Source organism: Roseibium sp. FZY0029, assembly GCF_036350355.1.
GTDB lineage: Bacteria > Pseudomonadota > Alphaproteobacteria > Rhizobiales > Stappiaceae > Roseibium.
The window spans coordinates 41,993-67,368 of sequence record NZ_JAZDVZ010000013.1 but is presented as its reverse complement, the minus strand read 5'-3'; the positions used below and the strand labels follow the sequence as shown (position 1 = coordinate 67,368).

Annotated in this window: 23 protein-coding genes and 3 pseudogenes; 12 read left to right on the top strand and 14 right to left on the bottom strand. The window is 59.3% G+C overall.

The features are described from left to right. Window positions 1–7: 7 nt before the first annotated feature. From V1T76_RS27690 to V1T76_RS27660, 7 genes and pseudogenes are all read left to right on the top strand, one after another. Entirely contained in the window at window positions 8–289 is a 282-nt protein-coding gene (locus tag V1T76_RS27690) for a DUF2160 domain-containing protein (RefSeq protein ID WP_330563899.1), read from the top strand. 89 nt (window positions 290–378) lie between these two features. Beyond that, a complete protein-coding gene (locus tag V1T76_RS27685; protein WP_442970193.1) occupies window positions 379–2,163 on the top strand; it encodes an ABC transporter substrate-binding protein in 1,785 nt (594 codons plus the stop codon). Between the two features lie 72 nt (window positions 2,164–2,235). Continuing rightward, entirely contained in the window at window positions 2,236–4,050 is a 1,815-nt protein-coding gene (locus tag V1T76_RS27680) for a thiamine pyrophosphate-binding protein (RefSeq protein ID WP_330563898.1), read from the top strand. A gap of 201 nt (window positions 4,051–4,251) precedes the next feature. Continuing rightward, a pseudogene (locus tag V1T76_RS27675) lies at window positions 4,252–4,736 on the top strand (IS6 family transposase); the annotation flags it as partial. After that, window positions 4,726–5,383 (top strand): annotated as a pseudogene (locus V1T76_RS27670) (IS6 family transposase). The pseudogenes V1T76_RS27675 and V1T76_RS27670, both read left to right, overlap by 11 nt. 224 nt (window positions 5,384–5,607) lie before the next feature. Next, entirely contained in the window at window positions 5,608–6,717 is a 1,110-nt protein-coding gene (locus V1T76_RS27665; protein ID WP_330563897.1) for an HPP family protein, read from the top strand. A 49-nt stretch (window positions 6,718–6,766) separates the two neighbouring features. Continuing rightward, window positions 6,767–7,505: pseudogene (locus tag V1T76_RS27660) on the top strand (IS6 family transposase). A 92-nt stretch (window positions 7,506–7,597) separates the two neighbouring features. On the opposite strand, the gene V1T76_RS27655 reads toward V1T76_RS27660, so the two are convergent. Further along, window positions 7,598–8,755 (bottom strand): iron-containing alcohol dehydrogenase, encoded by a 1,158-nt coding sequence (locus V1T76_RS27655; protein ID WP_330563896.1) that lies wholly within the window; start codon window positions 8,753–8,755, stop codon window positions 7,598–7,600. 99 nt (window positions 8,756–8,854) lie between these two features. Then, window positions 8,855–9,523 (bottom strand): TetR/AcrR family transcriptional regulator, encoded by a 669-nt coding sequence (locus tag V1T76_RS27650; RefSeq protein ID WP_330563895.1) that lies wholly within the window; start codon window positions 9,521–9,523, stop codon window positions 8,855–8,857. A 170-nt stretch (window positions 9,524–9,693) separates the two neighbouring features. Between V1T76_RS27650 and V1T76_RS27645 the strand changes: the two genes are divergently transcribed. The 4 genes from V1T76_RS27645 to V1T76_RS27630 all read left to right on the top strand — a co-directional run bounded on the left by V1T76_RS27645 (window position 9,694) and on the right by V1T76_RS27630 (window position 12,797). After that, entirely contained in the window at window positions 9,694–10,137 is a 444-nt protein-coding gene (locus V1T76_RS27645; protein ID WP_330563894.1) for a MaoC family dehydratase, read from the top strand. A gap of 62 nt (window positions 10,138–10,199) precedes the next feature. Beyond that, the gene (locus tag V1T76_RS27640; RefSeq protein WP_330563893.1) at window positions 10,200–11,117 is read left to right on the top strand and encodes an SDR family NAD(P)-dependent oxidoreductase; all 918 of its coding nucleotides are present in this window, start codon (window positions 10,200–10,202) and stop codon (window positions 11,115–11,117) included. A 4-nt stretch (window positions 11,118–11,121) separates the two neighbouring features. Beyond that, complete coding sequence (locus V1T76_RS27635) at window positions 11,122–11,598, top strand: acyl-CoA thioesterase (protein ID WP_330563892.1); 477 nt, start codon at window positions 11,122–11,124, stop codon at window positions 11,596–11,598. Further along, on the top strand, window positions 11,595–12,797 hold the full coding sequence (locus V1T76_RS27630; RefSeq protein WP_330563891.1) for an acetyl-CoA C-acyltransferase: 1,203 nt from the start codon (window positions 11,595–11,597) through the stop codon (window positions 12,795–12,797). The genes V1T76_RS27635 and V1T76_RS27630 overlap by 4 nt, the downstream gene beginning before the upstream one ends. Window positions 12,798–12,906: 109 nt before the next feature. Here V1T76_RS27630 and V1T76_RS27625 read toward each other — a convergent pair whose 3' ends face one another. The 7 genes from V1T76_RS27625 to V1T76_RS27595 form a co-directional block, all read right to left on the bottom strand. Beyond that, window positions 12,907–13,380 (bottom strand): thioesterase family protein, encoded by a 474-nt coding sequence (locus V1T76_RS27625; RefSeq protein WP_330563890.1) that lies wholly within the window; start codon window positions 13,378–13,380, stop codon window positions 12,907–12,909. Beyond that, entirely contained in the window at window positions 13,377–14,351 is a 975-nt protein-coding gene (locus V1T76_RS27620) for a branched-chain amino acid ABC transporter permease (protein WP_442970192.1), read from the bottom strand. Before V1T76_RS27620 ends, V1T76_RS27625 begins: the two co-directional genes overlap by 4 nt. Window position 14,352: 1 nt before the next feature. Continuing rightward, window positions 14,353–15,240 (bottom strand): branched-chain amino acid ABC transporter permease, encoded by an 888-nt coding sequence (locus V1T76_RS27615; protein WP_330563889.1) that lies wholly within the window; start codon window positions 15,238–15,240, stop codon window positions 14,353–14,355. A 1-nt stretch (window position 15,241) separates the two neighbouring features. Further along, window positions 15,242–15,985: an ABC transporter ATP-binding protein gene (locus tag V1T76_RS27610; RefSeq protein WP_330563888.1), complete on the bottom strand. Its 744-nt coding sequence runs from the start codon at window positions 15,983–15,985 to the stop codon at window positions 15,242–15,244. Further along, window positions 15,978–16,772 (bottom strand): ABC transporter ATP-binding protein, encoded by a 795-nt coding sequence (locus tag V1T76_RS27605; RefSeq protein WP_330563887.1) that lies wholly within the window; start codon window positions 16,770–16,772, stop codon window positions 15,978–15,980. Before V1T76_RS27605 ends, V1T76_RS27610 begins: the two co-directional genes overlap by 8 nt. 10 nt (window positions 16,773–16,782) lie before the next feature. After that, window positions 16,783–17,988, bottom strand: a complete 1,206-nt coding sequence (locus V1T76_RS27600) for an ABC transporter substrate-binding protein (RefSeq protein ID WP_330563886.1) — start codon at window positions 17,986–17,988, stop codon at window positions 16,783–16,785. A 70-nt stretch (window positions 17,989–18,058) separates the two neighbouring features. Beyond that, on the bottom strand, window positions 18,059–18,802 hold the full coding sequence (locus V1T76_RS27595) for an enoyl-CoA hydratase/isomerase family protein (protein ID WP_330563885.1): 744 nt from the start codon (window positions 18,800–18,802) through the stop codon (window positions 18,059–18,061). 137 nt (window positions 18,803–18,939) lie between these two features. Between V1T76_RS27595 and V1T76_RS27590 the strand changes: the two genes are divergently transcribed. Next, window positions 18,940–20,568: an AMP-binding protein gene (locus V1T76_RS27590; RefSeq protein WP_330563884.1), complete on the top strand. Its 1,629-nt coding sequence runs from the start codon at window positions 18,940–18,942 to the stop codon at window positions 20,566–20,568. A 392-nt stretch (window positions 20,569–20,960) separates the two neighbouring features. On the opposite strand, the gene V1T76_RS27585 is transcribed toward V1T76_RS27590, so the two are convergent. The 5 genes from V1T76_RS27585 to napF are packed head-to-tail and all read right to left on the bottom strand — an operon-like array spanning window position 20,961 to window position 25,372. Beyond that, window positions 20,961–21,608: a cytochrome c3 family protein gene (locus V1T76_RS27585; protein ID WP_031269311.1), complete on the bottom strand. Its 648-nt coding sequence runs from the start codon at window positions 21,606–21,608 to the stop codon at window positions 20,961–20,963. Beyond that, window positions 21,608–22,075, bottom strand: coding sequence for a nitrate reductase cytochrome c-type subunit (locus tag V1T76_RS27580; protein ID WP_330563883.1), 468 nt, complete (start codon window positions 22,073–22,075; stop codon window positions 21,608–21,610). Before V1T76_RS27580 ends, V1T76_RS27585 begins: the two co-directional genes overlap by 1 nt. Window positions 22,076–22,083: 8 nt before the next feature. After that, the gene (gene napA / locus V1T76_RS27575; protein WP_330563882.1) at window positions 22,084–24,579 is read right to left on the bottom strand and encodes a periplasmic nitrate reductase subunit alpha; all 2,496 of its coding nucleotides are present in this window, start codon (window positions 24,577–24,579) and stop codon (window positions 22,084–22,086) included. Then, window positions 24,576–24,860: a chaperone NapD gene (locus V1T76_RS27570; RefSeq protein ID WP_330563881.1), complete on the bottom strand. Its 285-nt coding sequence runs from the start codon at window positions 24,858–24,860 to the stop codon at window positions 24,576–24,578. Before V1T76_RS27570 ends, napA begins: the two co-directional genes overlap by 4 nt. After that, on the bottom strand, window positions 24,857–25,372 hold the full coding sequence (napF, locus tag V1T76_RS27565; RefSeq protein WP_330563880.1) for a ferredoxin-type protein NapF: 516 nt from the start codon (window positions 25,370–25,372) through the stop codon (window positions 24,857–24,859). The genes V1T76_RS27570 and napF overlap by 4 nt, the downstream gene beginning before the upstream one ends. Between the last annotated feature and the right edge of the window lie 4 nt (window positions 25,373–25,376).

Sequence of the window (25,376 nt, the reverse complement as noted above, 5' to 3'; positions counted from 1 at the left end):
ATCGGACATGGATCTTGAATGGATGGCCTGGACACAGGTGACGGCAATCTTCTTCCTGACGATCGCGCTGATACTCATTGCCATGACCCTGGCCGAAATCAGGGTTCCCGCGGTTGAGCGGCAGGGCTTCCTGCCCATGCCGACAACGCGGGGAGACCGGCTGTTCCTGTCCCTTCTTCTGGCGGCCTTCATCCATCTGGGCTTTGTCGCATTCACCGATGTGCACACCTTATGGATCCCGCTTGCCGTCTCGGTCCTGGCCGCGCTTGTGATGATGCGCTTCGGCTGATCCCCCACCCTCATTCGTCATCAACGATCACGTTTTTTAACCGCCGGCCGGGAGGAGACTCAGCCGGTCAACACAGGAGGAGTGCAAAAATGCGAAGATTTTCAATGAAGCGCGGAAGGGGCCTGATGGGCCTGAGTGCCGCGTTATTGACCGGAACGGCGTTCTTCGCCGGAGCGGTTCAGGCACAGGATTACCAGGCCGCCGCCGAGCACTGGATTACGGAGGAATTCCAGCCCTCGACGCTCGATCAGAGCCAACAGAAGTCTGAACTGGCATGGTTCACGCAGGCGGCAGAGCCGTTTCGCGGGATGGAAATCAACGTGGTTTCCGAAAACATCCCGACCCACACCTATGAATCGCAGGTTCTGACGAAGGCGTTCGAAGAGATCACCGGCATCAAGGTGAACCACGATCTGCTGCAAGAAGGTGACGTGATCGAGAAATTGCAGACCCAGTTGCAATCCGGTCAGAACATCTATGACGGTTATATCAACGACAGCGACCTGATCGGCACCCATTATCGGTATGGCGCCGTGTTGCCGTTGACCGATTTCATGGAGGGTGACGGCGCCGACGTTACTTCGCCGACGCTCGATCTTGACGATTTCATGGGGCTCAGCTTCACCACTGCGCCGGATGGCAAGATCTACATGCTGCCGGACCAGCAATTCGCCAACCTCTACTGGTTCCGTCAAGACCTGTTCACCAATCCCGACCTGATGGCGCGGTTCGAAGAGAAATACGGCTATCCGCTAGGCGTTCCGGTCAACTGGTCGGCTTATGAGGATATCGCCGACTTCTTCACCAACGACGTCAAGGAAGTGGACGGCGAGCCGATCTATGGTCACATGGATTACGGCAAGAAGGACCCCTCGCTTGGCTGGCGATATACCGATGCGTGGTTCTCGATGGCCGGCAGTGGCGACCGGGGTCTGCCCAACGGCAAGCCTGTCGATGAATGGGGCATCCGCGTGGAGGATTGCCATCCGGTCGGTTCGTCGATCACGCGCGGCGGCGACATAAACGGCCCTGCCGCTGTCTATGCGCTCAGCAAGTCGATCGAATGGTTGAAAGACTACGCGCCTGCCGAAGCTCAGGGCATGACCTTCTACGAATATGCCTCGGTGCCGACGCTGGGGAACATTGCCCAGCAGGCCTTCTGGTACACGGCCTTCACCGCCGATTACGCCAAGCCGGGCATACCGGTGGTCGATGACGACGGCAATCCCAAGTGGCGTGTTGCGCCGTCCCCGCGCGGTGCCTACTGGAAGGAAGGCATGAAGCTCGGATATCAGGATGCCGGCTCCTGGCTGCTCCTGAAACAGACGCCGATCGACCGTGCCAAGGCGGCCTGGCTCTACGCCCAGTTCGTCACCTCCAAGACCGTCGACGTGAAGAAATCGCATGTCGGTCTGACCTTCGTTCGCGACAGCACGATCCGGCACGAGAGCTTCACCGAGCGCGCACCGAAGCTGGGTGGCCTGGTGGAGTTCTACCGTTCGCCGGCTCGCGTGATGTGGACGCCCACAGGCACCAACGTTCCCGACTACCCAAAGCTGTCGCAGCTGTGGTGGCAGAACATCTCGACCGCTCTGTCGGGCGAGAACAGCGTGCAGACCGCGCTCGACAATCTCGCGACCCAGCAGGACCGCGTGATGGAACGGCTTGAGCGCGCCAGCGTAATGGACCGGTGCGGACCGAAGCTGAACCCGGAAACCTCGGCCGAGGACTGGTTCGCAAAGGCCGAGGCGAATCCAGACTGGCTGGCGCCGCAGCGCAAGCTGGAAAACGAGAAACCGCAGGGCCTGACCGTGAGCTATGACGCACTGCTCAACGCCTGGGCCAGCGGAAAAGCAAAGCCGGACGATCTCTGATCCGGTTCCTCCCAAGGGCCGTGCTCCCTTTGAGCACGGCCCCTCCAAACAGAATGAAAAGGAAGATGGAAGATGGCCCATATCGGCGACTTGGTTGCAGAGATGCTCGCGCAATACGGAACGGATCTCGTCTTCGGGATGCCGGGCGGACAGACGACGGCGCTGCATGACGGCATCTCCCGCAGAACAGACCGGATCCGCCACGTGCTGATGCGGGACGAACGCAACGCGGCATATGCTGCCGATGCCTATGCGCGGCTGACAGGCAAGCCTGGCGTCTGCGACGTGACGGTGGGACCCGGAGCGAACCTGCTTCCAGCAGGATTTCTTGAAGCGCTGAACGCCTCAATCCCGATGATCGGCATCATTGGCGAACTTCCGCTGGACTGGCTGTCGCTGAAGGAAAAGGGGATTGCAAGCCAGGGCTTTGACCAGCTTGCCTTTTTCAAGACCTGTACAAAGGATGCGTGGCTTGTTCCGTCGGTCACCGCCTTGCCGGAACTCATCCGCACTGCCTATCGTACGGCAACCGGTCCACGGCCCGGGCCAGTTGCATTGATTATTCCGCATGACATCTTCGATGCCGAGTGGGACGAAGACCGTGTCAAGATTGTGGTCGATGACCGCGCCTGCAAAGCGCCGTTCGTGCGCTTCAATGCGCCGTCAGCGGATATCGCCAAAGCGGCGGCGTTGATCCGGCGTGCCAAGCGCCCGGCCCTGGTGTGCGGCGGCGGTGTCCACGGTTCGAGCGCGACCGCAGAAATATCCGCCTTTGCCAAGAAATTCGGCGGTCTGGTCGTCACATCCCTATCCGGAAAGGGGGCAGTGGCCGAGACCGAACCCTATGCTGCTGGCGTGCTGAACCCGCTGGGGTCCTGGTCGGCCATCGAACTGATCCAGGAGGCCGATCTCATCGTCTGGTGTGGCTCAAAGGTCAGTCAGAACACGGGTATGAACTGGACCCTGCCGAAACCCGAGCAGGCGACGATCACCATCGACAGCGACCCGATGGAGCATGGCCGCACGTTCCGCCCGACCGTTCCGCTGATGGGCGACGTGCGCGAGGTTGTCAGCGCGCTCGATGCGGCTCTGGGCGAGCCGGTGGACCGGCCGCAGTGGATGGCGCGAATTGCCGAGGTGAAAGCCGAAGGCGAAGCGATGAAGGCTGCCGAGATTGCCTCCAAACAGATCCCGGTCCAGCCACCGGTGATCATGGACGAGATCGCCAAACGCCTGGGTGAGGACGACATCGTCGTCTCGGATGCCTCCTTCTCAGCGGGTTGGATTTCCGGCTATATCCCTGCGCGCAAACCGGGGCGTCAGTTCTTGTTCGCACGTGGTCAAGGCGGTCTGGGCTATTCGGTGCCAGGTGCCATCGGCGCAGCCGCGACGCGGCCGGACGTGCGGATCGTGACCGTAGCCGGCGACGGTGCTTTCTCCTACACGGTGGGCGAGCTTGCGACACAGGCACAGTTCAATCAGCGCGTTGTCAACGTGGTGATCAATAACGGCCGCCTCGGCTGGATCCAGCTTTGGCAGGAGATTTTCTTCAAGAACGTACAGTCCGCCCTGCTTGAAACCCAAAGCGTCAAGCCAGGCTTCGCGGGGGCTGCGACCGCGTTGGGACTGAAGGGGATCTATGTCGAGACTCCGGACGAAATTGGTGCGGCGCTCGACGAAGCCTTCGCACATGACGGTCCGTCCGTTGTCGAAGTCCGCATCGACGACAGGGCGACACCTATCCACTCGTTCAAGCGACGCATGAAGGAAGGCGCCGATGCGCCCCGTGCGCGGCCTGGTACGGTCTACAAACTGCGGGAGTTCAAGATCTCGCCGGATCTGCCGGAGACCGACGCCGAGGCAACCGCCCCGCTGGACATGGCTTGACGCGGATGATCCAAGCCTTGGAAGCGGCTTGATCGGTACTTGAAAATGCGTCCGGGTCGACCTGGTCTGCGGGGAAAACCGCATCGCCAGAACGTCGCCTCGGACGCAGGAACGCAGAGCCAGAAGCAAGTAAAGGGGCTCTGTTGCAAATTTTTGTCCTTGGTGTGAGAAGCGGCTTTTGCAGAGCAGGTTGTTGATTTCATGAATGCATTCAAGGGCCGTCATTTCACAGGCGAAGTCGTATTGTGGGCGGTTCGTTGGTATTGCCGTTACGGGATCAGTTACCGGGATCTTGAACAGATGATGGCCGAGCGCGGTGTGCGGGTTGATCATGCCACGCTCTACCGGTGGGTGCAGACCTATGCGCCAGAAATGGAAAAACGGTTGCGCTGGCAATGGCGCCAGCCGGTTTCGGAAGTTGGCGGATCGATGAAACCTACATCAAAGTCCGCGGAAAATGGACCTATCTCTACCGGGCCGTGGACAAGTTCGGCAACACCATCGTTTTCTATCTCTCGGCCACCCGCAACACCAGGGCGGCGAAGCGGTTCCTGGGCAAAGCCTTAAGGGGGCTGAAAGACTGGGAAAAGCCCTATGCGATCAATACTGATAAGGCTCCCGCCTATGGCGTGGCCATTTCCGAGCTGAAGGCGGAGGGCAAATGCCCACAGAACACTGAGCATCGCCCACGCAGTTTGGCTCTACTTTCGGTTTCCGCTGAGCCTGCGCCTTGTAGAGGAATTGCTCCTGGAGCGGGGCAGCCGTCTCCTATGAAACGATCCGCCGCTGGGGAAAGAAGTTCGGCCCCGATTATGCGCGTCGCCTTCGCCGCAAGACACCCGGCGGGAACGATGTGTGGCATCTGGACGAGGTGGTCATCACCATTGCTGGCAGAAAACGCTGGCTATGGCGGGCCGTCGATCAGGACGGGTATGTGCTTGACGAAATCGTCCAGACGCGCCGCAACACCAAGGCTGCCAGGCGATTGCTGACCCGACTTCTGAGGAAGCAGGGCATCGCACCGAAGAGGATGATTACGGACAAGTTGCGCTCCTATGGAGCAGCCCGGCGACAGGTCATGCCACACGTCGAACACCGATCTCACAAGGGTCTGAACAACCGAGCCGAGAATTCTCATGTGCCGCCGCGAAAGCGAGAGCGGATGATGCAAGGCTTCCGATCACCGGGAGGCCTTCAGCGCTTCGTCTCTGTCTTCTCCGCTGTCCGTAACCTCTTCGTCCCACCCCGCTCACAACGCTCCGCATTCCAAAACCGCGTTCACCGTATCCAGGCGATCGCAGAGTGGAACGCTGCGGCCGGAGCCATGAGCTGAGATCAATCCTCGAGGCAGAAGTCCCCCATCCATCCGAATTCAAGTTAAGGTGACATCGCATGTATGATGTGAATTGCCCGAAAATTCGGCATTACCACGCCTATCGAAACCAAGTTACCGGAAAAGAGTTCTCCAAAGCCGCACATATAGAGTTTCAAATCCCAATCAAAACGATGCTAAATCGCCTAACACTTAATCAATTGCACTGATTTTTGGCGATTCGAATGAATTCAGACGACAGACCGGTGTGGTGGTTGGCTTGCTTGCCATCCATGCCGTTTCCGGAACGAAGTGAACTGCTGATGGCCACGCTCGGAGGCTTTCTAGGAATCTTCTCCTGCGCCTTGCTGGCTGGACTAACAAGCAAGCTCGGATTACCAAGCTTGTTTCTCGTCGCGCCACTTGGTGCGACGGCTGTGCTCGTTTTTGCCGTTCCCAATAGCCCGTTGGCACAACCTTGGTCGGCAGTGTTAGGAAACACACTTGCAGCGATTTGCGGCGTGATTGCCGTAACGCTGGCAAGTCCCCAAGTGGCTCCAGTTTTTGCGGTTACGCTCGCGTTCGCCGCAATGTTGCTTGGCAGGGCACTACACCCTCCCGGCGGAGCCGTAGCCTTGCTAATGGGGCTTTCACCAGACCTTGTTTACGATAACGGCATTCTCGGAATTTGCTTGAATATTTCGCTGATGACCCTTGCCCTGGCTGCGGCCGGTGTTTTGTTTCACAAGTTTTCCGGCCGCCGGTACCCCTTCAGGACAACCCTTTCACAAGTGGCGCCAACGCCACCCCAGCGACTTGGTCTCGATAAAGACGAACTCACAGAACTGCTGACAAAGTTTCATCAGACCACAAACCTGGGTGCTGTCGACCTTGCGCGGCTCCTGGTGGCTGCAGAGGAAGAGATGCTCCATCATACTTTTGAAGGCCAAGCGTGTGGTGATGCCGCCTCAAGCGATATCCCGGTCGTTTCCGCCAAATCTGGATTACGAGAGATTGTCCGACGGTTTCGATTGTCGGATCACGCTGTTCTCGCGGTCACAGATATTCAAGGGAAGTTTCTCGGGTTTATCTGGCACAAGGATGTGCTGTCGGAAATGGAAAAGCTGACGAGACCGCGCCTGCTATCATTACAAGTTCGAGCAACAGACATACTGCGCAGGCCAGATTTCGCTCTCGACAGTGGTGTGCCGCTTGGAGAGGCCATCACGTTGCTAGTTCAAACTGAACGAGAATTTTTGCCGGTAACGGAAAATGGGAATTTCAAGGGAGTATTGACCAGGTCCGGATTACTGAATCTCATACTTTTTGCGAGCAAACGAAAAGCAGCGGCCTGAATGCTTTCGGATAGAGTTTGGTCGGCTCCTGTGATTGTAGCTTCGCGGCGTGTTTCTCACTGCCATCGCCGGAAAGTTGAAGCGCCAGTCGAAGAATGATTTCAAAGACAGACAGTTCGAAGCCAGGCCGATAATTCAGGCGGTATCCCGGTACTTACACTATCCGTTGAGGTCTCGGGAGCTGCAGGAAATGTTCCTAGAACGCAGGTTTGATGTGTACCACAACACCATCGTTAGACGGGTTTTGACCTAAGCTCCTCTGATGGAGAGACGGTTGCGGCGTTTCCGCAAGCCGCATTGCGGGTCGGTGCGCATCAAGGGCCAATGGCGCTATCTGTATCGGGCGATAGATAAGCATGGAAATCCGGTCGATGTCCTGCTCACGCGAAGCGCGATCTGAATGCGGCCAAGCGGTTCTTTCGAAAAATGTTGAAGGATGCCCGGCTGCTGTCACCGGGCAAAATCGGCACCGATGGGTCCAACACTTTCCCTTCGGCCACCGAGGGGGCAGGGCCTACTTGCTCCGAACCCGGTGCACTATGTGACCAAGCATTTGCAACAAGGCATCGAGAGTGTTCATTTCAGGGTGAAGAAGAATATGTAAACGGTCGGCGGGCTCCCATCCTTCAATTCAGCCAGAAGATCCATCGCCGGCTTTGAAGCCATGCTGTGGCTCAGGAAAGGCTTCGACTTTGCCGCGTCAGTAGAGCGTCCGCGAACAGAACGATCTGCTTGCGACGCTCTTCGGGATTGAAAAAGTTGACGAAGCCAGAAAGTCGCTCCCATAGCGCGAGAAATCTGTTCGTCGGCGAAGGTTGCGATCCGCCCCTCTTACCACACGTCCGCGTGAACCCGTCGAGCCACAGGCGCTGCTGCCGGCTCAGAAAGCTGCGCGATAGATCGAAAGCACATCCTCCACGGATACCGGACGCGGGTTGTTGACCAGAAGCCGGGTCTGGTTCATCGCATCGGATGCAAGTTTCGGAAGCATGTCTTGAGGAATATTCATCGCTCTTAAATTGGGTTGCAGACCGCAGGCGCGCGACAGCTCCTCAAGCTTCTCGCAGAAGGCCGCGGCTCGTTCCTGCCCCTCCAAAGCCGATAGCTCCGGAAAAGCGTAAGGCGCGAGCTCTGCATAAGGGCCGGGTGAGGTGACAATATTGAAACGTAGAACATGCGGTAGAACCAACGCGTTCGAGAGGCCATGCGGTATGTGGAAGTGCCCGCCGAGCGGATAGGCCAGCGCGTGCACCGCAGCGACCGGCGAATTGGCGAAGGCCTGTCCGGCCAGCATCGATCCCAGAAGCATGTCGGAGCGCGCTGCCGTGTCCGACCCGTCTTCAACTGCCTTCAAAAGGGACCGTCCCATCAGCGTCAGGGCCTGCGTCGCCAGCATGCGGGACAGAGGGTTGTTATTGGGGCTGGCCGAGGCGAAGGCCTCGATCGCATGAACCATGGCGTCGATACCCGTTGCCGCAGTTATGTGTGGCGGGAGGCCATAGGTCAGAGCCGGATCTAACAGGGCGATATCGGGAAGAAGCTCAGGCGAGACCACGCCCATCTTCTGGTTCTCGCCAGTGGTGACGATCGATATCGGCGTGACTTCAGAGCCGGTTCCGGCGGTCGTCGGCACCAAGATGAGCGGCAGACGCCGACCTCGCACCTTGTCGACGCCATAGACATCTGCAAGCGATTCCTCACCGGGAACCAGGAGGGCAACCAGCTTGGCAACATCCAGCGATGACCCGCCACCAAGACCGACAATACCTTGCGCGTCAACCGACCGAGCCGCAATGACCGCTGAAAGCACTACTTGCTCGGGCGGATCCGCCTGGACGTCGGCGAACAGTTCCACGGCGATGCCGCCTTCGCGCAGCATGCCAACCGCCCGGTCAACAATCCCCGTCGCCATCATGCCAGGATCTGTGACAAGCATGATGCGTTTGCCGATCTGCGTGTGTACGAGCGTCGCCAGATCATCGATCATGTCGACCCCGAACCGGATCGATTTGGCGGTATTGAATGCAAATCTATTCATGGTGTCCTCGAAGGTCGGTTGTCGCGCCAAGGCCAGCTTCCGAAACTCAACGCGTAAGGGATAGCGGGCGCGACGCCGAAAGGCTGGACGGCTTGGGTTTCATCCGGCAATCCCGCCAATCTGCAACTCGGCCATGCGGCGCGCCATTGCGCGTTGCTGTTCAAGGCTTTCGCCGGATCGCGGGCGATACCAGATCGTCATCCAGTTTACTGCGCCGAGCATGCCTTTGACGGCCAACGAAACGTCGGTGTCCGGACGGATGCTGCCATCGGCCTGGCCTTGGCGAAATGCATCGACGAAAAGCAGTTCGAACTTTTGCCTGATACTCATCAGTTCATCGAGACTAGCGCGTTGTTCGGGGGTGGTCGCGCCGAGGCGGTGCATGTGCACGCCCTGCACCACGACTGCTTCGTAAGCGATGTTCTGCATCATCGTCAGAGCATGCGCCTCCAGCATGCGCATAAGCTTTTCGCGACCGGACCCATCGGGTGACATCGCTTCGCTCACCGCGTCCATCAACCGTCTCATTCCTTCGCGGTGCACCTCAAAGAAAAGGTCGGTCTTGGAGCGGAAGTAATGGTAGATGCGTCCCTTGGTTGCGCCAAGGCGGCGAGCAACATCATCAATGCTGGTGCCCTGAAACCCCATTTCGGTGAAGCAGAGCGCGGCGCAATCCAGGATTTCGACCACGCTCTCGACAAGATAGCCAGACTCTTCCTGACCTCGGGTTTTCAGCGCCCATTCGCGGTGCATTTCGTTTTTGGCCACCGTTTGCCCCCTGCGGTCAGTTTCTTAAGGTCCATCCTTCCAGCAATAAAGCCGATATCGAAAGCGAACAACAAACTTGATGTCACGCATACGGTCTGGACAGTTTCGAGTTTGCATACTACTGAGTATGTTGCAACAAGAAAGTCATCCGCGTACAAGGAGCGCCCAAGTTGAACGAAGCACACGCCCCCTTTGTTTCCGAGTGGAAAACCGTCGATCAGCCGATGGTCGACCGGTTTGCTGACGCGATTGACGACCATCAGTTCATTCATGTTGACCCTGAGCGGGCGCAGGCAGAGACCAGCTACGGCGGTACGATCGTGCACGGTTTCTACCTGCTATCGATGCTGACCGCCTTCACCCGCAGCGCCCTGCCGCCGGTGGAAGCAGGGGCGGTGGAAGTCAACTACGGTTTCGACAAGCTGCGCTTTCTCAACCCTGTTCCTGTGGGTGCGCGCGTGCGCGGCAGCTTCACACTGGAGAATGAAACCCCCAAGGCGGGGGGCGTTCTGCGCTGCTACGACGCGCGCGTTGAAATCGAAGGGACGGAGCGGCCCGCTCTGGCAGCCAGTTGGCTGGTCCTGACGGTGGTTGGGGACCAAGAAACGGAATGACGGCGCGACGCGGCTACAGACTACACCGGAATTATCAAGACAGCCGATTTGATGGAGATGACATGACGGTTTCATTCAAAGATCAGGTGGCGATCGTCACCGGTGCGGGAGGTGGTCTGGGCTATTCACATGCTCTCACTCTTGCCAAGCACGGCGCTGCCGTCGTGGTGAACGATTTCGGCGGCGGGCGCGACGGTAGCGGCGGCACCACAGAGGCGAGCGAAGCCGTCGTGCGGGAGATCACCGCGGCGGGTGGACGCGCCATCGCCAATGCCGGCGATGTCGCCTCAGAAGCCGATATGACACAGATGGTGGACGAGGCACTTTCGGCCTTTGGTCGTATCGATGTGCTGATCAACAATGCGGGCATTCTTCGCGACAAGTCCTTCGCAAAGATGGAAATCGAGGATTTTCGGCGCGTGGTCGAGGTGCATCTGATGGGCACGACGATCGCGACGAAGGCGGTCTGGGCACAGATGCGCGAACAGAAATACGGCCGCGTCCTCGTCACCTCCTCGACGTCTGGCAGCTATGGCAATTTCGGCCAGTCCAATTATGGCGCCGCCAAGATGGGCGTTCTCGGGCTGATGAACGTGCTCCATCTCGAAGGCGCAAAATACGGTATCCACGTCAACGCGATTTTGCCTACCGCGGCAACGCGCATGACCGGCGATATGATGGATCCGTCAATGCTGGAGCTTCTGTCGCCCGAATTGGTATCGCCCGCCGCGGTCTGGCTGGTAAGCCGTGACGCCCCCTCTCGCACCGCGTTGCTCGCAGGTGCGGGCACCGTAGCGCGTCTCGCGCTGGTCGAGAGCCAGGGCGTGTGCTTCGCGGGACAGGAGTTCACGCCTGAAACCGTCGGAAACCGTTTCGAGGAGATCGCCAGCCTTGACGGGCAAATCGAAGTGATGGCTGGTCTCGATCACGTTGATCGGATCATCGCAAATGCCCGTGCGGCATTGGCGAAGGAGGACTGAGGCGATGAGCGAACGTCTCGCGCCGCTTCCGAGCAGCGCCTATGCCTGGCACTACGATACGGCGCCACAATGGAACGATTGCGACATTTATGGCCATGTGAACAACGTGGCCTACCTCTCCTATTTCGACACTGCGATGAATATGGCGCTGCTTGAGCATGGCGCGCTTGATCTCTCGGCCGATGCCGAGGGGCCAATCGGGCTGGTAGTGCAGAACGGCGCTCAGTACTTTCACGAGATCACCTTTCCCGCAAGGCTCACCATCGGTGTTCGCGTCGAGGCCATCGGGCGAAGCAGCCTGTCCTGGGGCTTTGGTCTTTTTGACCGCACGGGCGGCACATGCGCCGCGCGGGGGCATGTTGTCCACGTTTATGTGAGCCGAGCAGCTCGCCGTCCGATCTCGCTCACACCTGAATTGCGGGCGTGCGCCGAGGCGCTGTTCCGTGATCTTGCCACCGATAACAAGGAGCCCCTGTCATGAGGGAAGCCGTCATCGTTTCGACCGCTCGTACGCCAATTGGAAAAGCCTATCGTGGTGCCTTCAATGCCACCACCGCACCCCGCTTGATCGGCCACGCTATCGAGCACGCCGTCAGCCGCGCGGGTGTCGACCCCGCAGAGATCGAGGATGTGGTCGTCGGGGCCGCCCTCCAGCAGGGCACCACGCATATGAACATCGCTCGCACGGGTCTTCTGCGTGCCGGCCTTCCCGTGACCGTTCCCGGACAAAGCGTAGACCGGCAATGTGCTTCAGGCCTGATGGCGATCGCGATCGCTGCCAAGCAGATCATATCCGACGGGATGGCTGTGACGATCGGCGGCGGTGTCGAGCAGATTTCGCTGGTTCAGACGCGCGAGATGAACACCCGTAACTGGCAGGATCCATGGATTACCGAGCGGCTTCCCGCAACCTATATGTCGATGGTGGAGACTGCGGAGATCGTCGCGCGCCGCAATGGTGTGAGCCGCGAAGCCCAGGATGCCTACGCCCTGCAGTCGCAACATCGCACCGCCGCTGCCCAAGTGGCCGGCAGGTTCGACAAGGAGATCGTGCCGCTCAGCACGGTCATGCAGGTCACCGACCGAGAGACTGGTGAAACCACAATGCGGGAAGTGACCCTCGAGCGCGACGAGGGAAACCGCCCCGGCACAACTCTGGACGGTCTCGCCAGCCTTGCCCCGGTATTCAAGGATGGCCAGCAGGTGGCGGAGGGCGAGTTTGTGACCGCCGGCAATGCCTCGCAATTGTCTGATGGCGCGTCCGCCGCAGTTCTGATGGAACGCAGCCAGGCGGAACGCCGCGGGGTCTCGCCGCTCGGTCTTTATCGCGGCATTGCCGTGACCGGCGTTTCGCCGGAGGAGATGGGGATCGGCCCGATTTCCGCGATCACAAAGCTTCTAGCCACCCACGGAATGAGCGTCGATGATATCGGCCTTTGGGAATTGAACGAAGCCTTCGCCGCCCAGGTCATCCCCGTGCGCGACCAGCTTGGCATTCCGGAGGAGCTGATGAACGTGAATGGTGGCGCAATCTCGATTGGCCATCCCTATGGTATGTCGGGCGCACGCATGGTCGGCCATGCCCTGATCGAAGGTAAGCGGCGTGGGGCGCGCTACGTTGTCGTCACCATGTGTGTTGGCGGCGGCATGGGAGCGGCAGGACTTTTCGAAGTTCTCTGAGCAAAAACAGTGAAACGGTCAGCGTGAACGGTGGCCGTTTTTTCATTGGCTTTAAGGTCTGCCCGGCATGCGCTGAAGAGGCCGGACGGGCGAGCCTGGAACCTCAAACTCAACCGATGCCGGTGCGCCGATTGAGCCAGTCCGGGTAAGGTTGGTCCCGCTGTGCCATTTGCAACGCCTCGAGGCGTGCGGCGACAATCGGAGGAAAAGGCGCGGCCTTCGGCTGGCCGGACGTGCGGGCAACATGGAGCAGCACTTGCTCGCACCACGCCAGCCGCTCTCCGCTCTCGTCCAGCATCTCCTGATAGAGGTGCATCCGTTTGACATCGACCGCCAGAACCCGCGTGCCGACCGTGAAGGTGTCGCCCTCATGGCACTCTCGCTGATAACCGATCCGCATCTCAAGCGTGTAGAGCGTGGCTTCATTTTCGGTGCGATAGGACTCGTCGAGGCCGATTTCGTCCATCAGAGCAGTGACCGACCGGGAAAAGGCGATGCCATAAGCGAAATCGCCCATGTGGCCGTTGTAGTCGACCCAATCTGGCAGCACGTTGAACGCCTGCCTGGACACTGCGATGCTCATTGTTTGCTCCTGGCAGCGAAACGGTGGCGAAGTTCGCCCACGATTCCGCGGCGGAACAGCAGAACGCAGACAATGAAAGTTGCGCCAAGCGCCGTGGTTACGGGAAACCCGGTTGTGGCAAAATAGTTCTGAAGGGTGACAACCAGCCCCGCACCGACGATCGGCCCCGCAATGCTGCCGATCCCGCCGAGAAGCGTCATCAGGATCACCTCGCCCGACATGTGCCAATTCACGTCCGTCAACGTGGCGAACTGGAACAGAATTGCCTTGAGTCCGCCAGCAAGCCCAGCAAAGCCAGCCGACATCACAAAAGCGCCAAGCTTGTAGCGTTGCACCGAGTAGCCAAGCGAGACTGCCCTTTGTTCATTCTCGCGGATGGCCTGCAAGACCATACCGTAGGGCGAATATACGATCCGCCTGATCGCAAAGATGCTGGCAACGAAGACGACGGCGATGACGTAGTAAAGCACGTTGCTGTCGGCGAGATCGATCAATCCGAAAAGACGCCCACGCGAGAAACCCTGAATCCCGTCTTCGCCATGGGTGAAAGGAGCTTGCAGGCAGAAGAAGTAGAACATCTGCGCAAGCGCGAGGGTGATCATCGCAAAATAGATTCCCTGCCGGCGCACCGCCAGCAGCCCCATGATCAGGCCCAGCACAAGCGCGGCGGCGACCCCTGCAAGAATGGCAAACTCGGGGTTCACCTCCCAGACCTTCAGCGCATGAGCTGTGACATACGCGGAACCGCCGAAAAAAGCAGCATGGCCAAAGGAAAGGAGGCCGCCATAGCCAAGCAACAGGTTGAATGCCGAAGCGAAAAGAGCGAAGCACATCAGCTTCATCAGCAAAACCGGATAAACCCAGAGCGGAAGCAGTATCAGAAGGGCGATGAGCGCCAGCATGACGAGCTGTTGAAGCCGGTGCGGACGGGTGGTGTCGACTACCGTTTCGAATTCTTCGGCTTCGATCATCTCAGTTCTCCTTTCCGAAGAGACCTGCGGGGCGTAACAGCAGAACGATCGCCATGATGACGAAGATCGCAATGTTCGCTGCCTCGGGGTAAAACACCTTGGTCAGACCCTCGACGAGCCCCAGCAGATAGCCCGTGGCTATGGCGCCGAGAATCGATCCCATTCCGCCGACAACGACCACTGCGAAGATGATAATGATCATGTTGGAGCCCATCGTCGGGCTCACCTGAAAGATCGGAGCAGCAAGGACCCCGGCAATGCCCGCAAGCCCGCAGCCGAAGGCATAAGTCAGGGTCAACAGGAGCGGCACATTGACCCCGAATGCCTGCACGAGGATGGAATCTTCCGTCGCAGCGCGCAGGTAGGACCCGATCTTGGTCTTTTCGATCAGCGCCCAAGTGCCGAAGCATATCAGCAGAGAGGCGACGACAACCCAGCCTCGATATACGGGCACTGTCGCGAAATCGGTGCGCACGACGCCCCGCATTTCGACCGGCGTCGAAAAGGGTTTGCCGGACGCGCCGTAAAAATGCTGGAACGCCCCCTCCAGAAGCAGCGCGAGACCGAAAGTGAAGAGCAGGCCGTAGAGGTGGTCGAGATCATAGAGACGGCGCAACATAGTGCGCTCGACCAGGGCGCCGGCAAGGCCAACGATGACAGGTGCAATCAGCAGCGACCCCCAGTAACCCAGTCCCAGATATTGGCCAAGCATCCACGCAACGAAGGCTCCGAACATATAGAAGGCCCCATGGGCGAAGTTCACCACGCGCAACAGCCCGAATATCACCGCCAGGCCGAGCGACAACAGCGCGTAAAACGATCCGTTGATCAGGCCGATCATCACCTGCCCGGTCAGCACCACAAGCGGCACGCCAAAAATCATTGTCATGTCAGACTCCCAGGGCCTTGTTCAGCGCCTCGCGCCTGCCGGGCAGTTCGGCGACTGCAAAGCTGTCAATCATCTCGCCTTGGTCCATGACGTAGAAGTGATCCGCAATCCTGGCGGCGAAGCGAAAATTCTGTTCGACCAAAAGGACGCTGAGGCCGTGCGCCTTGAGTGCCTTCAGCATCTCACCGATCCTGTTAACGATCACCGGGGCCAGACCTTCGGTCGGTTCATCGAGGAGGATCAAGCTGACGCCGGTACGCAAGATGCGCGCAATAGCAAGCATCTGCTGTTCACCCCCCGAAAGCTTGGTGCCGGGGCTGTAACGTCGTTCCAACAGGTTTGGAAACAGCGTGTAGATCTCTTCGAGCGACATTTCCTTGCCGTTGCGGGCCACCAGCGGTGGCAGCATCAGATTCTCTTCCACGTTCAGCGAGGCAAAGATCCCGCGTTCCTCGGGCACGAAGCCGATGCCGGTACGCGCGACCCGATGCAGCGGCAATCGCAAAATCGACTGTTGATCGAATTCGACCGTGCCGGTCCGCTTGCGCACAATACCCATCAGGCTTCGCAACGTCGTGGTCTTGCCGACGCCGTTGCGACCGAGCAGGGTGACGGTTTCGCCGGGATAGACGTCAAGATCGACGCCATAGAGCGCCTGGCTCTCTCCGTACCAGGCTTCCAGGCCGCGCACTTTCAGTTGCTGAGACCCGCGAGCCTCGCGCGTCGTCACGCAAGTATCATTCATCGTCCTCGGTCCCCATATAGGCTTCCCGCACGCGCGGATCGGCGCTGACCTCGTCGTAGCTTCCCTGTGTGAGGATCTCGCCGCGCTGCAGCACGGTGATGTCATCGCCAATATTGGCAACAACCTTGATATTGTGTTCCACCATCAGGACAGCGCAGTCGCGGGCGACATCGGAAATGAGCCTGGCCATGGTTTCCACGTCCTCCTGGCCCATGCCCGCCAGCGGTTCGTCAAGAAGGAGCACTCTCGGGTCGAGCGCCAGCGTGGTGGCAATTTCCAGAGCGCGTTTGCGGCCGTAGGAAAGGTCCGCTGCCCTTTTATCGGCCATGTCGGCAAGGCCGACGCGAGCGAGCAACTCCATCGCGCGGGGCCTCAACCGCGACAGGCTGGCGAGCGACCGCCAGAACTGCACGGCAAGCCCGTTCGGCCTTTGCAGCGCCACGCAGACATTATCCACCAGCGACATGTCGCCGAATGTGGCTGAAATCTGGAACGACCGTGCTACGCCGAGCCGCGCCACATGGGCCGGTGCCAACCGGGTTATGTCTGTCTCGCCAAACATGATTGTCCCCGCGCTTGGCTGCAGGAACTTGGTAAGCAGGTTGAATACCGTACTTTTGCCTGCGCCGTTTGGACCGATCAGCGCATGGATTCGGCCCTGATGAATGTCGATGTCGACATCCTTCACAGCCTGGAAATTTCCGAAGGACTTGCTGAGTCCCCGCGCCGACAGTGCGGCACGGGTGCTCTTCAGCGTGGCGTTCACCGAAACGGTAGCCATCGTCATGATGTCGCCTTCACCCGTTGATCAGCGGACAATCGCTCTTGTCGAGCGGCCGGAACGCCTCGGCACCGGGAATCGTGCGCAGGACCTTGTAGTAGTCCCACGGACCCGCGGATTCCTCGGGCGTCTTTACCTGAACGAGGTACATGTCGTGAACGACGCGGCCATCCTTGCGCAAGGAGGCGTTGCGGTTGAAGAAGTCGTCGATATCCATGCCGCGCATGGTTTCCATGACCCGCGAACCGCTCTCTACCTGCCCCGTTGCCTCGGCCGCCTTGAGATAGTTCATGACAGCCGAATAGACGCCGGCATGCACCATTGTCGGCATCTTGCCGTCCATCCGCTCGCCAAAACGTTTAGACCAGGCGCGAGTTTCGTCGTTCATGTCCCAGTAGAATGCGGTCGTCAGCGTCAGGTTCTGCGCGATGTCGAGGCCGACGCCATTGACGTCGGTCAGGAAAAGCAGCATGCCGGCGATATTCTGCCCGCCAGCCGTGATGCCGAATTCTTCCGCCTGTTTCAGAGCGGTCATCGTATCACCCGAGGAATTCGCAAGCGCGATCACATCTGCGCCAGAGGCCTGAGCCTGCAGCAGGTAAGACGAGAAATCGGAAGTCTCCCGTGGATGCATGACCTGGCCGACAACAGTGCCGCCGGCGGCTTCGACAGCCGCTGCCGTGTCGGCCTCGAGCGCGTGGCCGAAGGTGTAATCTACGGTCAGGAAAAACCACTTCTTGTCGCCTTCGAGCGTCATTGCGCGGCCGGTTCCGTTGGCAAGCGCATAGGTGTCCCAGGTCCACTGGGCCGTCGATGGCGAACAGGAAGCGCCGGTAAGGGCTGAAGAACCTGCAGTCGAGATCAGCAGCGCTGTATCGCTTTGGCGGGTAATTTCCTGAACGGCGAGCGCCACCGAGGATGTCGGTACGTCAGCGATTGCGATCACATTCTGCTCATCGATCCAGCGTCGCGCCAGGGTTGAGCCGACATCCGGCTTGTTCTGGTGGTCGCCTACGATGACTTCAATCTTTTCGCCCAGAAGCGTGCCGCCGAAGTCCTCGACAGCCATTTGCGCAGCGACTTCCGAACCCTTGCCGGAAAGGTCGTAATTCATACCCGACATGTCGGTCAGAACGCCGATCCGATATGGCTCGGCCTGCGCTCCCGCCACGAGGGCGACAGAAAAGGCCGACGTCAGAATAGCCTTTCTTATTAAAGTCATTCAATTTTCCTCCCGTTTTGCACCGCTGAGGTGCATGAAAAAGCCGGACGAACTCACGCCCGGCCAGTGATCATCCTGCACCGCCTTCAGAAAGCAGCTTGGCCAGTAGAAACTGGTCGCCCTCGGTGCCTTCGGCCCAATTCCGACGGGCATGGGCGTCAATGGTGGATTTGGTCATGCGCAGCGACATCGGCGGTATTTCCGCAATTTCGTTCGCCCATGTCTGTGCCTCGTCAAGCGCCGCGCCTGCGGCAGCCTTGCGGTCGGCGAGGCCGAGCGTCAGTGCTTCGTCGGCCCCGATCGTTTCGTCGCAGCACAATATCCTTTTGGCGCGACCCGCGCCGACGCGTTCGGTCAGCAGCGGCAGCCCGCCCCAGCCGAGTGTCATACCGAGTCGGATTTCCGGAAAACGCAGATAGGCATCCTCGGCCATGACGCGGAAGTCGGCGCAAAGGGCAAGGATCGCGCCACCGCCGATCGCCGGTCCCTCAAGCGCGGCGATGACGATCTGCGGCAGCCGCCGCCAGGCCGTGCTCATGCGCACGCCCGCGTTCATCGATAGATGGCGGGAGACGGCCTGGCCCTGTGGGTTCCACAGCCGTGCATCCTTCAGATCAACGCCCGCAGCGAAGATTTTCGGCGTCCCGGCCAGCACGATCACCGAAACGTCGGGATTGAGCGATAGCTCCCTGGCTACCGTCTCCAGCGCATCGATCATCGCATGATCCAGCGCATTGGCTTGTCCGCCACGATCGAATCGGACGGTTGCAATTGCGCCTTCAACCTTAACCTCAGCACCCGGCATTGCGGTCATTCCTCCCGTTATTGCGCTGCGGTAGAGCGACATACTACTAAGTATGTTGCACACTGAGGCGCAACAGTGCAATATGAAATGTGAGAGGACAAAAGCCTGCGCGCGTCCTGATTTTGACTTTTCTTGAGGAGGACAAGATGGCCCATACGCCTGCGGGCAAGGCCCCTGAAATCGTTCGGTCGGTCGATCCTGCACTGGACCGAAGGCGTTCAGTTCTGCGCTATGTTATTGATAGCTATGCACAAACTCAGCCTGACGCCCCCTTCGTTCAATTCTGGCCAGGGCCGACGTGGACCTATGGCGAACTGCATCGCAAGGTGCGCCTGCGGGCGAGCGCGCTGGCCCAGGCGGGTGTCAAACGAAGCGATCATGTGCTTTGTCTGATGGGCAACAGCCCCGACCTTCTTTGCACCTGGTTCGCGATCAACTACCTCGGCGCGGTCTATGTGCCGATCAACACCGGCGCGCGCGGGCACATGCTTGAACACATCCTCAGCGATGCCGATGCGCCCGTCCTGATCGCTCAAGCCGCGCGGCTCGAGCGGTTGGCGGAGGTGCAGCCTGGCAAGGTTGAGACCGTGCTGGTGGTCGAGGGCGAACCTGCTGCAATTGATGGCTACGACGTCCAGCCGCTGATTGATCCGCAGGTCGAAGACGCGGACGCGCTGGATCTCACGCAGCCGATCGAACCCTGGGACCTTCATGCGATCATGTATACATCGGGCACCACGGGCAACGCCAAGGGTGTGATGAGCACCTATGCCCAGCACTACACCATGGGACCGGACGCCTTCGACTGCGTCGAGGCCGATGACCGTTGCATGATTTGCGGCCCGATCTTTCACTGCGGTTCGACGCTTTATGTGAACGCTATGCTGGCGCGCGGCCTTTCAATCGGCATGATGCGCGAGTTCAAGACGGACACGTTCTGGCAGGCCATTCGCGAGACCGGATCGACCTACTGCCTTCTTCTTGGCGTCATGGCCGCCTTTCTGGTCAAAGCCCCGGCCCAACCGGACGACCGCAATCATTCGTTGCGCCGTGCCTTCATAACGCCCTTCGGTGAGGATGGCCCTCTTTTTGCCGAACGTTTTGGTGTTGAAGCCTGGACCATCTACAACATGACCGAGATCGCAAGTCCTCTGCACGCAGGGCCCAACATCAAATCCAAGGGGATTGCCGGCAAGCCGCGCCCCTGGTGCGAGCTCAGGATAGTCGATGAAAACGACCTGCCGCTGGGTGACGGCCAGGTGGGTGAGCTGATCATTCGTTCACACCGTCCCTGGGCGCTGATGGCCGGCTACCACAACAATCCCGCGGCAACGGTCGAGGCCATGCGCAACGGCTGGTTCCACACCGGCGACAGCTTCCGGAGAGACGAGGACGGGACCTACTACTTTGTCGACAGGCTCAAGGACGTCATCCGGAGGCGCGGCGAGAACATCTCGTCGTTCGCGCTGGAGAGCGAAGTCCTCAACCTGCCGGAGATCCGCGAATGCGCCGCCGTGGCGGTGCCTTCCGAGTTCACCGAGGATGAGGTGCTGATCGTAGTGTCGCCTGCCAGCGGACAACGGATCGACGCGGAATCCGTTATTGCAAGGCTTTCGGCCACGTTGCCACGCTTCATGGTGCCACGTTACTTGCGCGTTCTGGAAAACCTGCCGAAGACGGCATCAGGCAAAGTGCAAAAGCATCTGCTGCGCGAAGACGGCGTGACCGCCGACACCTGGGATCGCGAGGCCGTGAAAGCTTCTCTTGCGCGTTGACACTACCTTCACAACGGCCGGGTATGTCGCAACTTTCCTCAAAAGGCAGAAATCTGTCTGGAGGGAAAAGTTGCGACAGGCCCTTCCGATCTGCAGTTTGACCAACTGGGTGGCTCGATATGAAAAGTGATCGGAGTATTATTGACGGGATTGCCAACTCATTCTGGTGGACGAGACGCAACAGCTTCTGGTCTGAAACTGGCGGGCGTCATCAATGGCTGCAATGCGCTCCTATTTGGTACGTTTGCAGAATTTCGGCGACGTGGGCAAAGCCACCGTTCGTTGTACAGCGAACAAAGGTCTTTAGCGGACGTTCGCTGCAAGGTGGTCGAATGACCGAATTGGACGGAATCCTTCAGTTGACTATTGCGTCTCCATCCGCATCACAGAATTCAATCTTGCCGCGTTGCCAGAAAGGCGGTGGCTTCCTTCAGCATTTTTTCAGGTTTTTCTCCGTGCCATGCCGACTGGGACATGTCCGGCAGCCGGTGCGCGATGCCCTTGTGGCAATCGATGCAGGTTTTTTCACCGGTGAACAGGAACCGCTGGTGCGCTTCCGAGGCTCTTCCGCTCTGGCGGGTGATGTCCATGGAATCGGCGGAATGGCAGTTACGGCATTCCAGCGAATTGTTGGCTTTGAGCCGGGCCCATTCGTGCTGGGCCAGTTCAAGCCGGTGCTCGAGAAACTTTTCCCGCGTATTGATTGTCCCGAAGATCTTGCCCCAGACCTCCTTCGAGGCCTGCATTTTGCGGGCGATCTTGTCGGTCCATTCGTGGGGAACGTGACAATCCGGGCAGGTGGCTCTCACGCCTGAGCGGTTGGAATAATGGATCGTCGTTTTCAGCTCGGCAAAAACGTTGTCACGCATTTCGTGACAGCCCGTGCAAAACTTCTCGGTATTGGTCAGTTCCAGCGCGGTGTTGAAACCACCCCAGAATATGATACCCATGATGAAGCCGCCAAGGGTCAGAAAGCCAAGGCTGTAGTGCACACTCGGGCGGCGGATGGTGGTCCAGAGCCTTTTGAGGAAGGCCAGCATCATTTGGCTCCCTCTTTTGATTTCACATATTCGAGAACTTCATCGACATCGACGAAGTCGTTTTCGACCAGTGGCCGGGCGTCGGTCTGCGGCACGTGGCACTGATTGCAGAAGTACCGGCGGGGCGTGACGGACGCCAGGAACTGGTTGTCCCGGTTCATGAAATGCGTGATCGACACCATCGGGGCCTGGCTGACTTCAACGGCTGTGCGGGCATGACAGCTCAGGCACTTGTTGGAGTTCTTGTCGATCTGATAGCCCTCGATCGTGTGTGGGATCAAAGGTGGTTGTTCGGGGTAATTCCGCACCTGGCGAATGTCGGAGTTCACCGGCTTAGGCATGGGGGCGGGCGTCCCGTTTTCAGCCAGCGGCGTCGTCGGGCGCATGGTGGCGATATTTTCCTGGGCGGCTGCAGCTGCGGCAACCAAGAAGGCGGCACAGGCAAGGCCGATTGCAAAGCGTTTCATGGCTCACCTCACACTGCTTCTACGCGCACGGCGCATTTCTTGAAGTCGGTCTGCTTCGACAGCGGATCGGTCGCATCCAGCGTGACCTTGTTGATCAACTGGCGGGCGTCAAACCAGGGAACGAAAACCAGCCCCTTGGGCGGTTTGTTGCGGCCTCTGGTTTCCACCCGTGTGAGGATCTCCCCGCGTCTGGATTTGATGCGTACTTCCGCACCGCGCCTCAGGCCAAGGGCTTCGGCATCGTCCGGATGCATGAAGCAGAGAGCGTCTGGCACGGCCTTGTAGAGTTCAGGGACGCGCTGCGTCATCGATCCGGAGTGCCAGTGCTCTAGCACCCGGCCGGTGGAGAGCCAGAAAGGATAGTCTTCGTCCGGGCTTTCCGCAGGTGGTTCATAGGGCAAGGCGAAGGCGACCGCCTTGCCGTCCGGTTTACCGTAGAAGTCGAACTCCGCTCCTTCTTTTACGTAAGGGTCGTATTTGCCGTTGTAGCGCCAGCGGGTTTCCTTGCCGTCGACCACTGGCCAGCGGAGACCGCGCACCTGGTGGTAGGTGTCAAAGTCTGCCAGGTCGTGGCCGTGTCCGCGGCCGAACTGGGCATATTCCTCGAAAAGGCCCTTCTGGATGTAAAAGCCGAAGTCATCGGCTTCGTGGTTGGCATAGTCTTCCGCCCGGTCGCTGTTGGGGAAAGCGTTCACATTGCCGTTTTCGAACAGAACCTCGTACAGGGTCTTACCCTTGTAGTCCGGATTGTCTGCCAGAAGCTGGGGCGGCCAGACTTCGTCCGTCGTGAAGCGCTTGGAAAATTCGACCAGCTGCCACAGGTCCGACATCGCTCCTTCCGGGGCGTCGACGAGCTGGTGCCAGAATTGGGTGCGGCGCTCGGCATTGCCATAGGCGCCTTCCTTTTCAACCCACATTGCGGTTGGCAGAACAAGGTCGGCGGCTTCGGCCGTCACGGTCGGGTAGGCATCGGACACGACGATGAAGTTTTCCGGATTGCGATATCCGGGCAGACCTTCTTCCATCATGTTCGGGGCGGCCTGCATGTTGTTGTTAACCTGCACCCAGTAGCAGTTGATCTCACCGTCCTTGAGTTTCCGGTTTTGTAGAACGGCGTGGGCACCGATCCATTCCGGCACGGTTCCGGACGGCAGTTTCCAGATCTTTTCTGCTGTTGCCCGGTGCTCGGGATTTGCGACCAGGAGGTCGGCAGGCAGGCGGTGGGCGAAGGTGCCGACTTCGCGGGCGGTGCCGCAGGCAGACGGCTGGCCCGTCAATGAGAAGGGCGAATTACCGGGCTGGGCGATTTTACCGGTCAACAGGTGGATGTTGTAGATGAGGTTGTTCATCCACACACCGCGGGTGTGCTGGTTGACACCCATGGTCCAAAGGGACATCACCTTGGTGTCGGGATCGGCATAAAGCTCCGCGATCTGCTGTAGCCGCTCCTTCGAAACGCCGGATTTTTCGGCCGCGTAGTCCAGAGTGTAGGGCTCTACGAATTCGGCGAATTCCTCAAGTGTCATCGGTTCGGAATCGCCGCTGCCGGCATTGGCCGCCGCCACTTCAAGCGGATGGTCCGGTCGCAGGCCATAGCCGATGTCTTGAGCCCCTTTTCGGAAATTGACATGGCTGGAAACGAAATCCTCGTTCACCGCGCCGGACTGGATGATGTGATTGGCAATATAGTTTGCGATGATCATGTCCGTCTGCGGTACGAACACACCCGGTATGTCCGCCAGATCGAAGCTGCGATGCTCGAAAGTGGAAAGCACCGCGACCTTGACATGTGGATGGCTCAGGCGTCGGTCTGCGATCCTGGTCCACAGGATCGGGTGCATTTCCGCCATGTTGGAGCCCCACAGCACAAAGGCGTCGGCATTTTCGAAATCGTCGTAACAGCCCATGGGTTCGTCGATGCCGAAGGCCCGGATGAAGCCGACGACGGCAGAGGCCATGCAGTGGCGCGCGTTCGGGTCGATATTGTTGGAGCGGAAACCGGCCTTCATCAGTTTGGAAGCGGCATAGCCTTCCCAGACTGTCCACTGACCGGAGCCAAACATGCCGACAGCCTTGGGGCCCTTGGCCTTGAGAGTCGCCTTCCATTTCTCGGCCATGATGTCGAAGGCCTCGTCCCAAGACACCGGCTCGAAATCGCCGTCCTTGTCGAACTTGCCGTTCTTCTTGCGCAAGAGGGGTGTCGTCAACCGGTCGTTGCCGTACATGATCTTCGACAGGAAGTAGCCTTTGACGCAGTTGAGGCCTCGGTTCACCTCCGCTTCCGCATCGCCATGGGTGGCGACGACACGGCCTGCTTTGGTGGCAACCATGATGGAGCAACCGGTGCCGCAGAAGCGGCAGGCGGCCTTGGACCATTTCAGGTCAGTCAGATGCGCCTGAGTGACAAGGTTCTGCGCGGCGGCAGGCACGGGAAGGCCCGCAGCAGCTGCGGCGGCGGCCACCGCCTGCGCCTTGATGACATCGCGTCTGCTTATTCCGCTCATTTTATGTCTCCTTGAAGGGAGGTGGGTGCTGCCTCGGGCGCACCGTCTGTCTGGTGATAAACAAGGGATGCGCTGACAACGCCGGAGAGCTTCTGGATATCGGTGAGGGCCTGAACGATTTCCGTCTCGTTGGCGGTTTCCAGCGTCACGATAAGGCGGCCCTCCTCATCGGAATGGGCTATCTCTGCGCCGTCGATGGCAAGCAAATCCCGCTCGACTTGCGATACAGCTTCGGTCCGCGCGTGGACGAGAAGACTGGCTATGTGGATTGTTGCGTTCATGCTGTCTCCACATCCTCTTCGGGTTGGACAACCGCCAGCGCTTCCTGCGGACAGACCGGCAGGCAAGCGCCGCAGCCCGTGCAGGCGTCGGTTTCAATGCGAAGCCGGCCAAAGGGTCGTTTGGTGAGATCAATGCGGATTGCCGAAGTAGGGCAGATATCCCGGCACACCTGGCAGGCTATGCCGTGATCCTGCAGGCAACCCGGTTGAAATTCTGCCTTCATCGGCCAGGCCGGCGTGCGCTTCGTGTCAAAGACATCCTGTGCACAGACGTCTGCGCATTTGCCGCAGAAAGTGCACTCGCCGCCATCGAAGACAACTTCCGGCCGACCGGTGTCGTCCGGTCTCAGGATGGACTCGGGGCAAGCCTCGCTGCAGGCGTTGCAACCGGTGCAGCGCGCAGCAACCAAGGCTTCGCCCGACCAGGGCGGACGCAGCCTCTTGATATCCGGTTGGCTGGGCAGTTTCAGAAATGCTCTGCGGCTGGCCGAAAAATGTGGATCGGGTGACATGGAA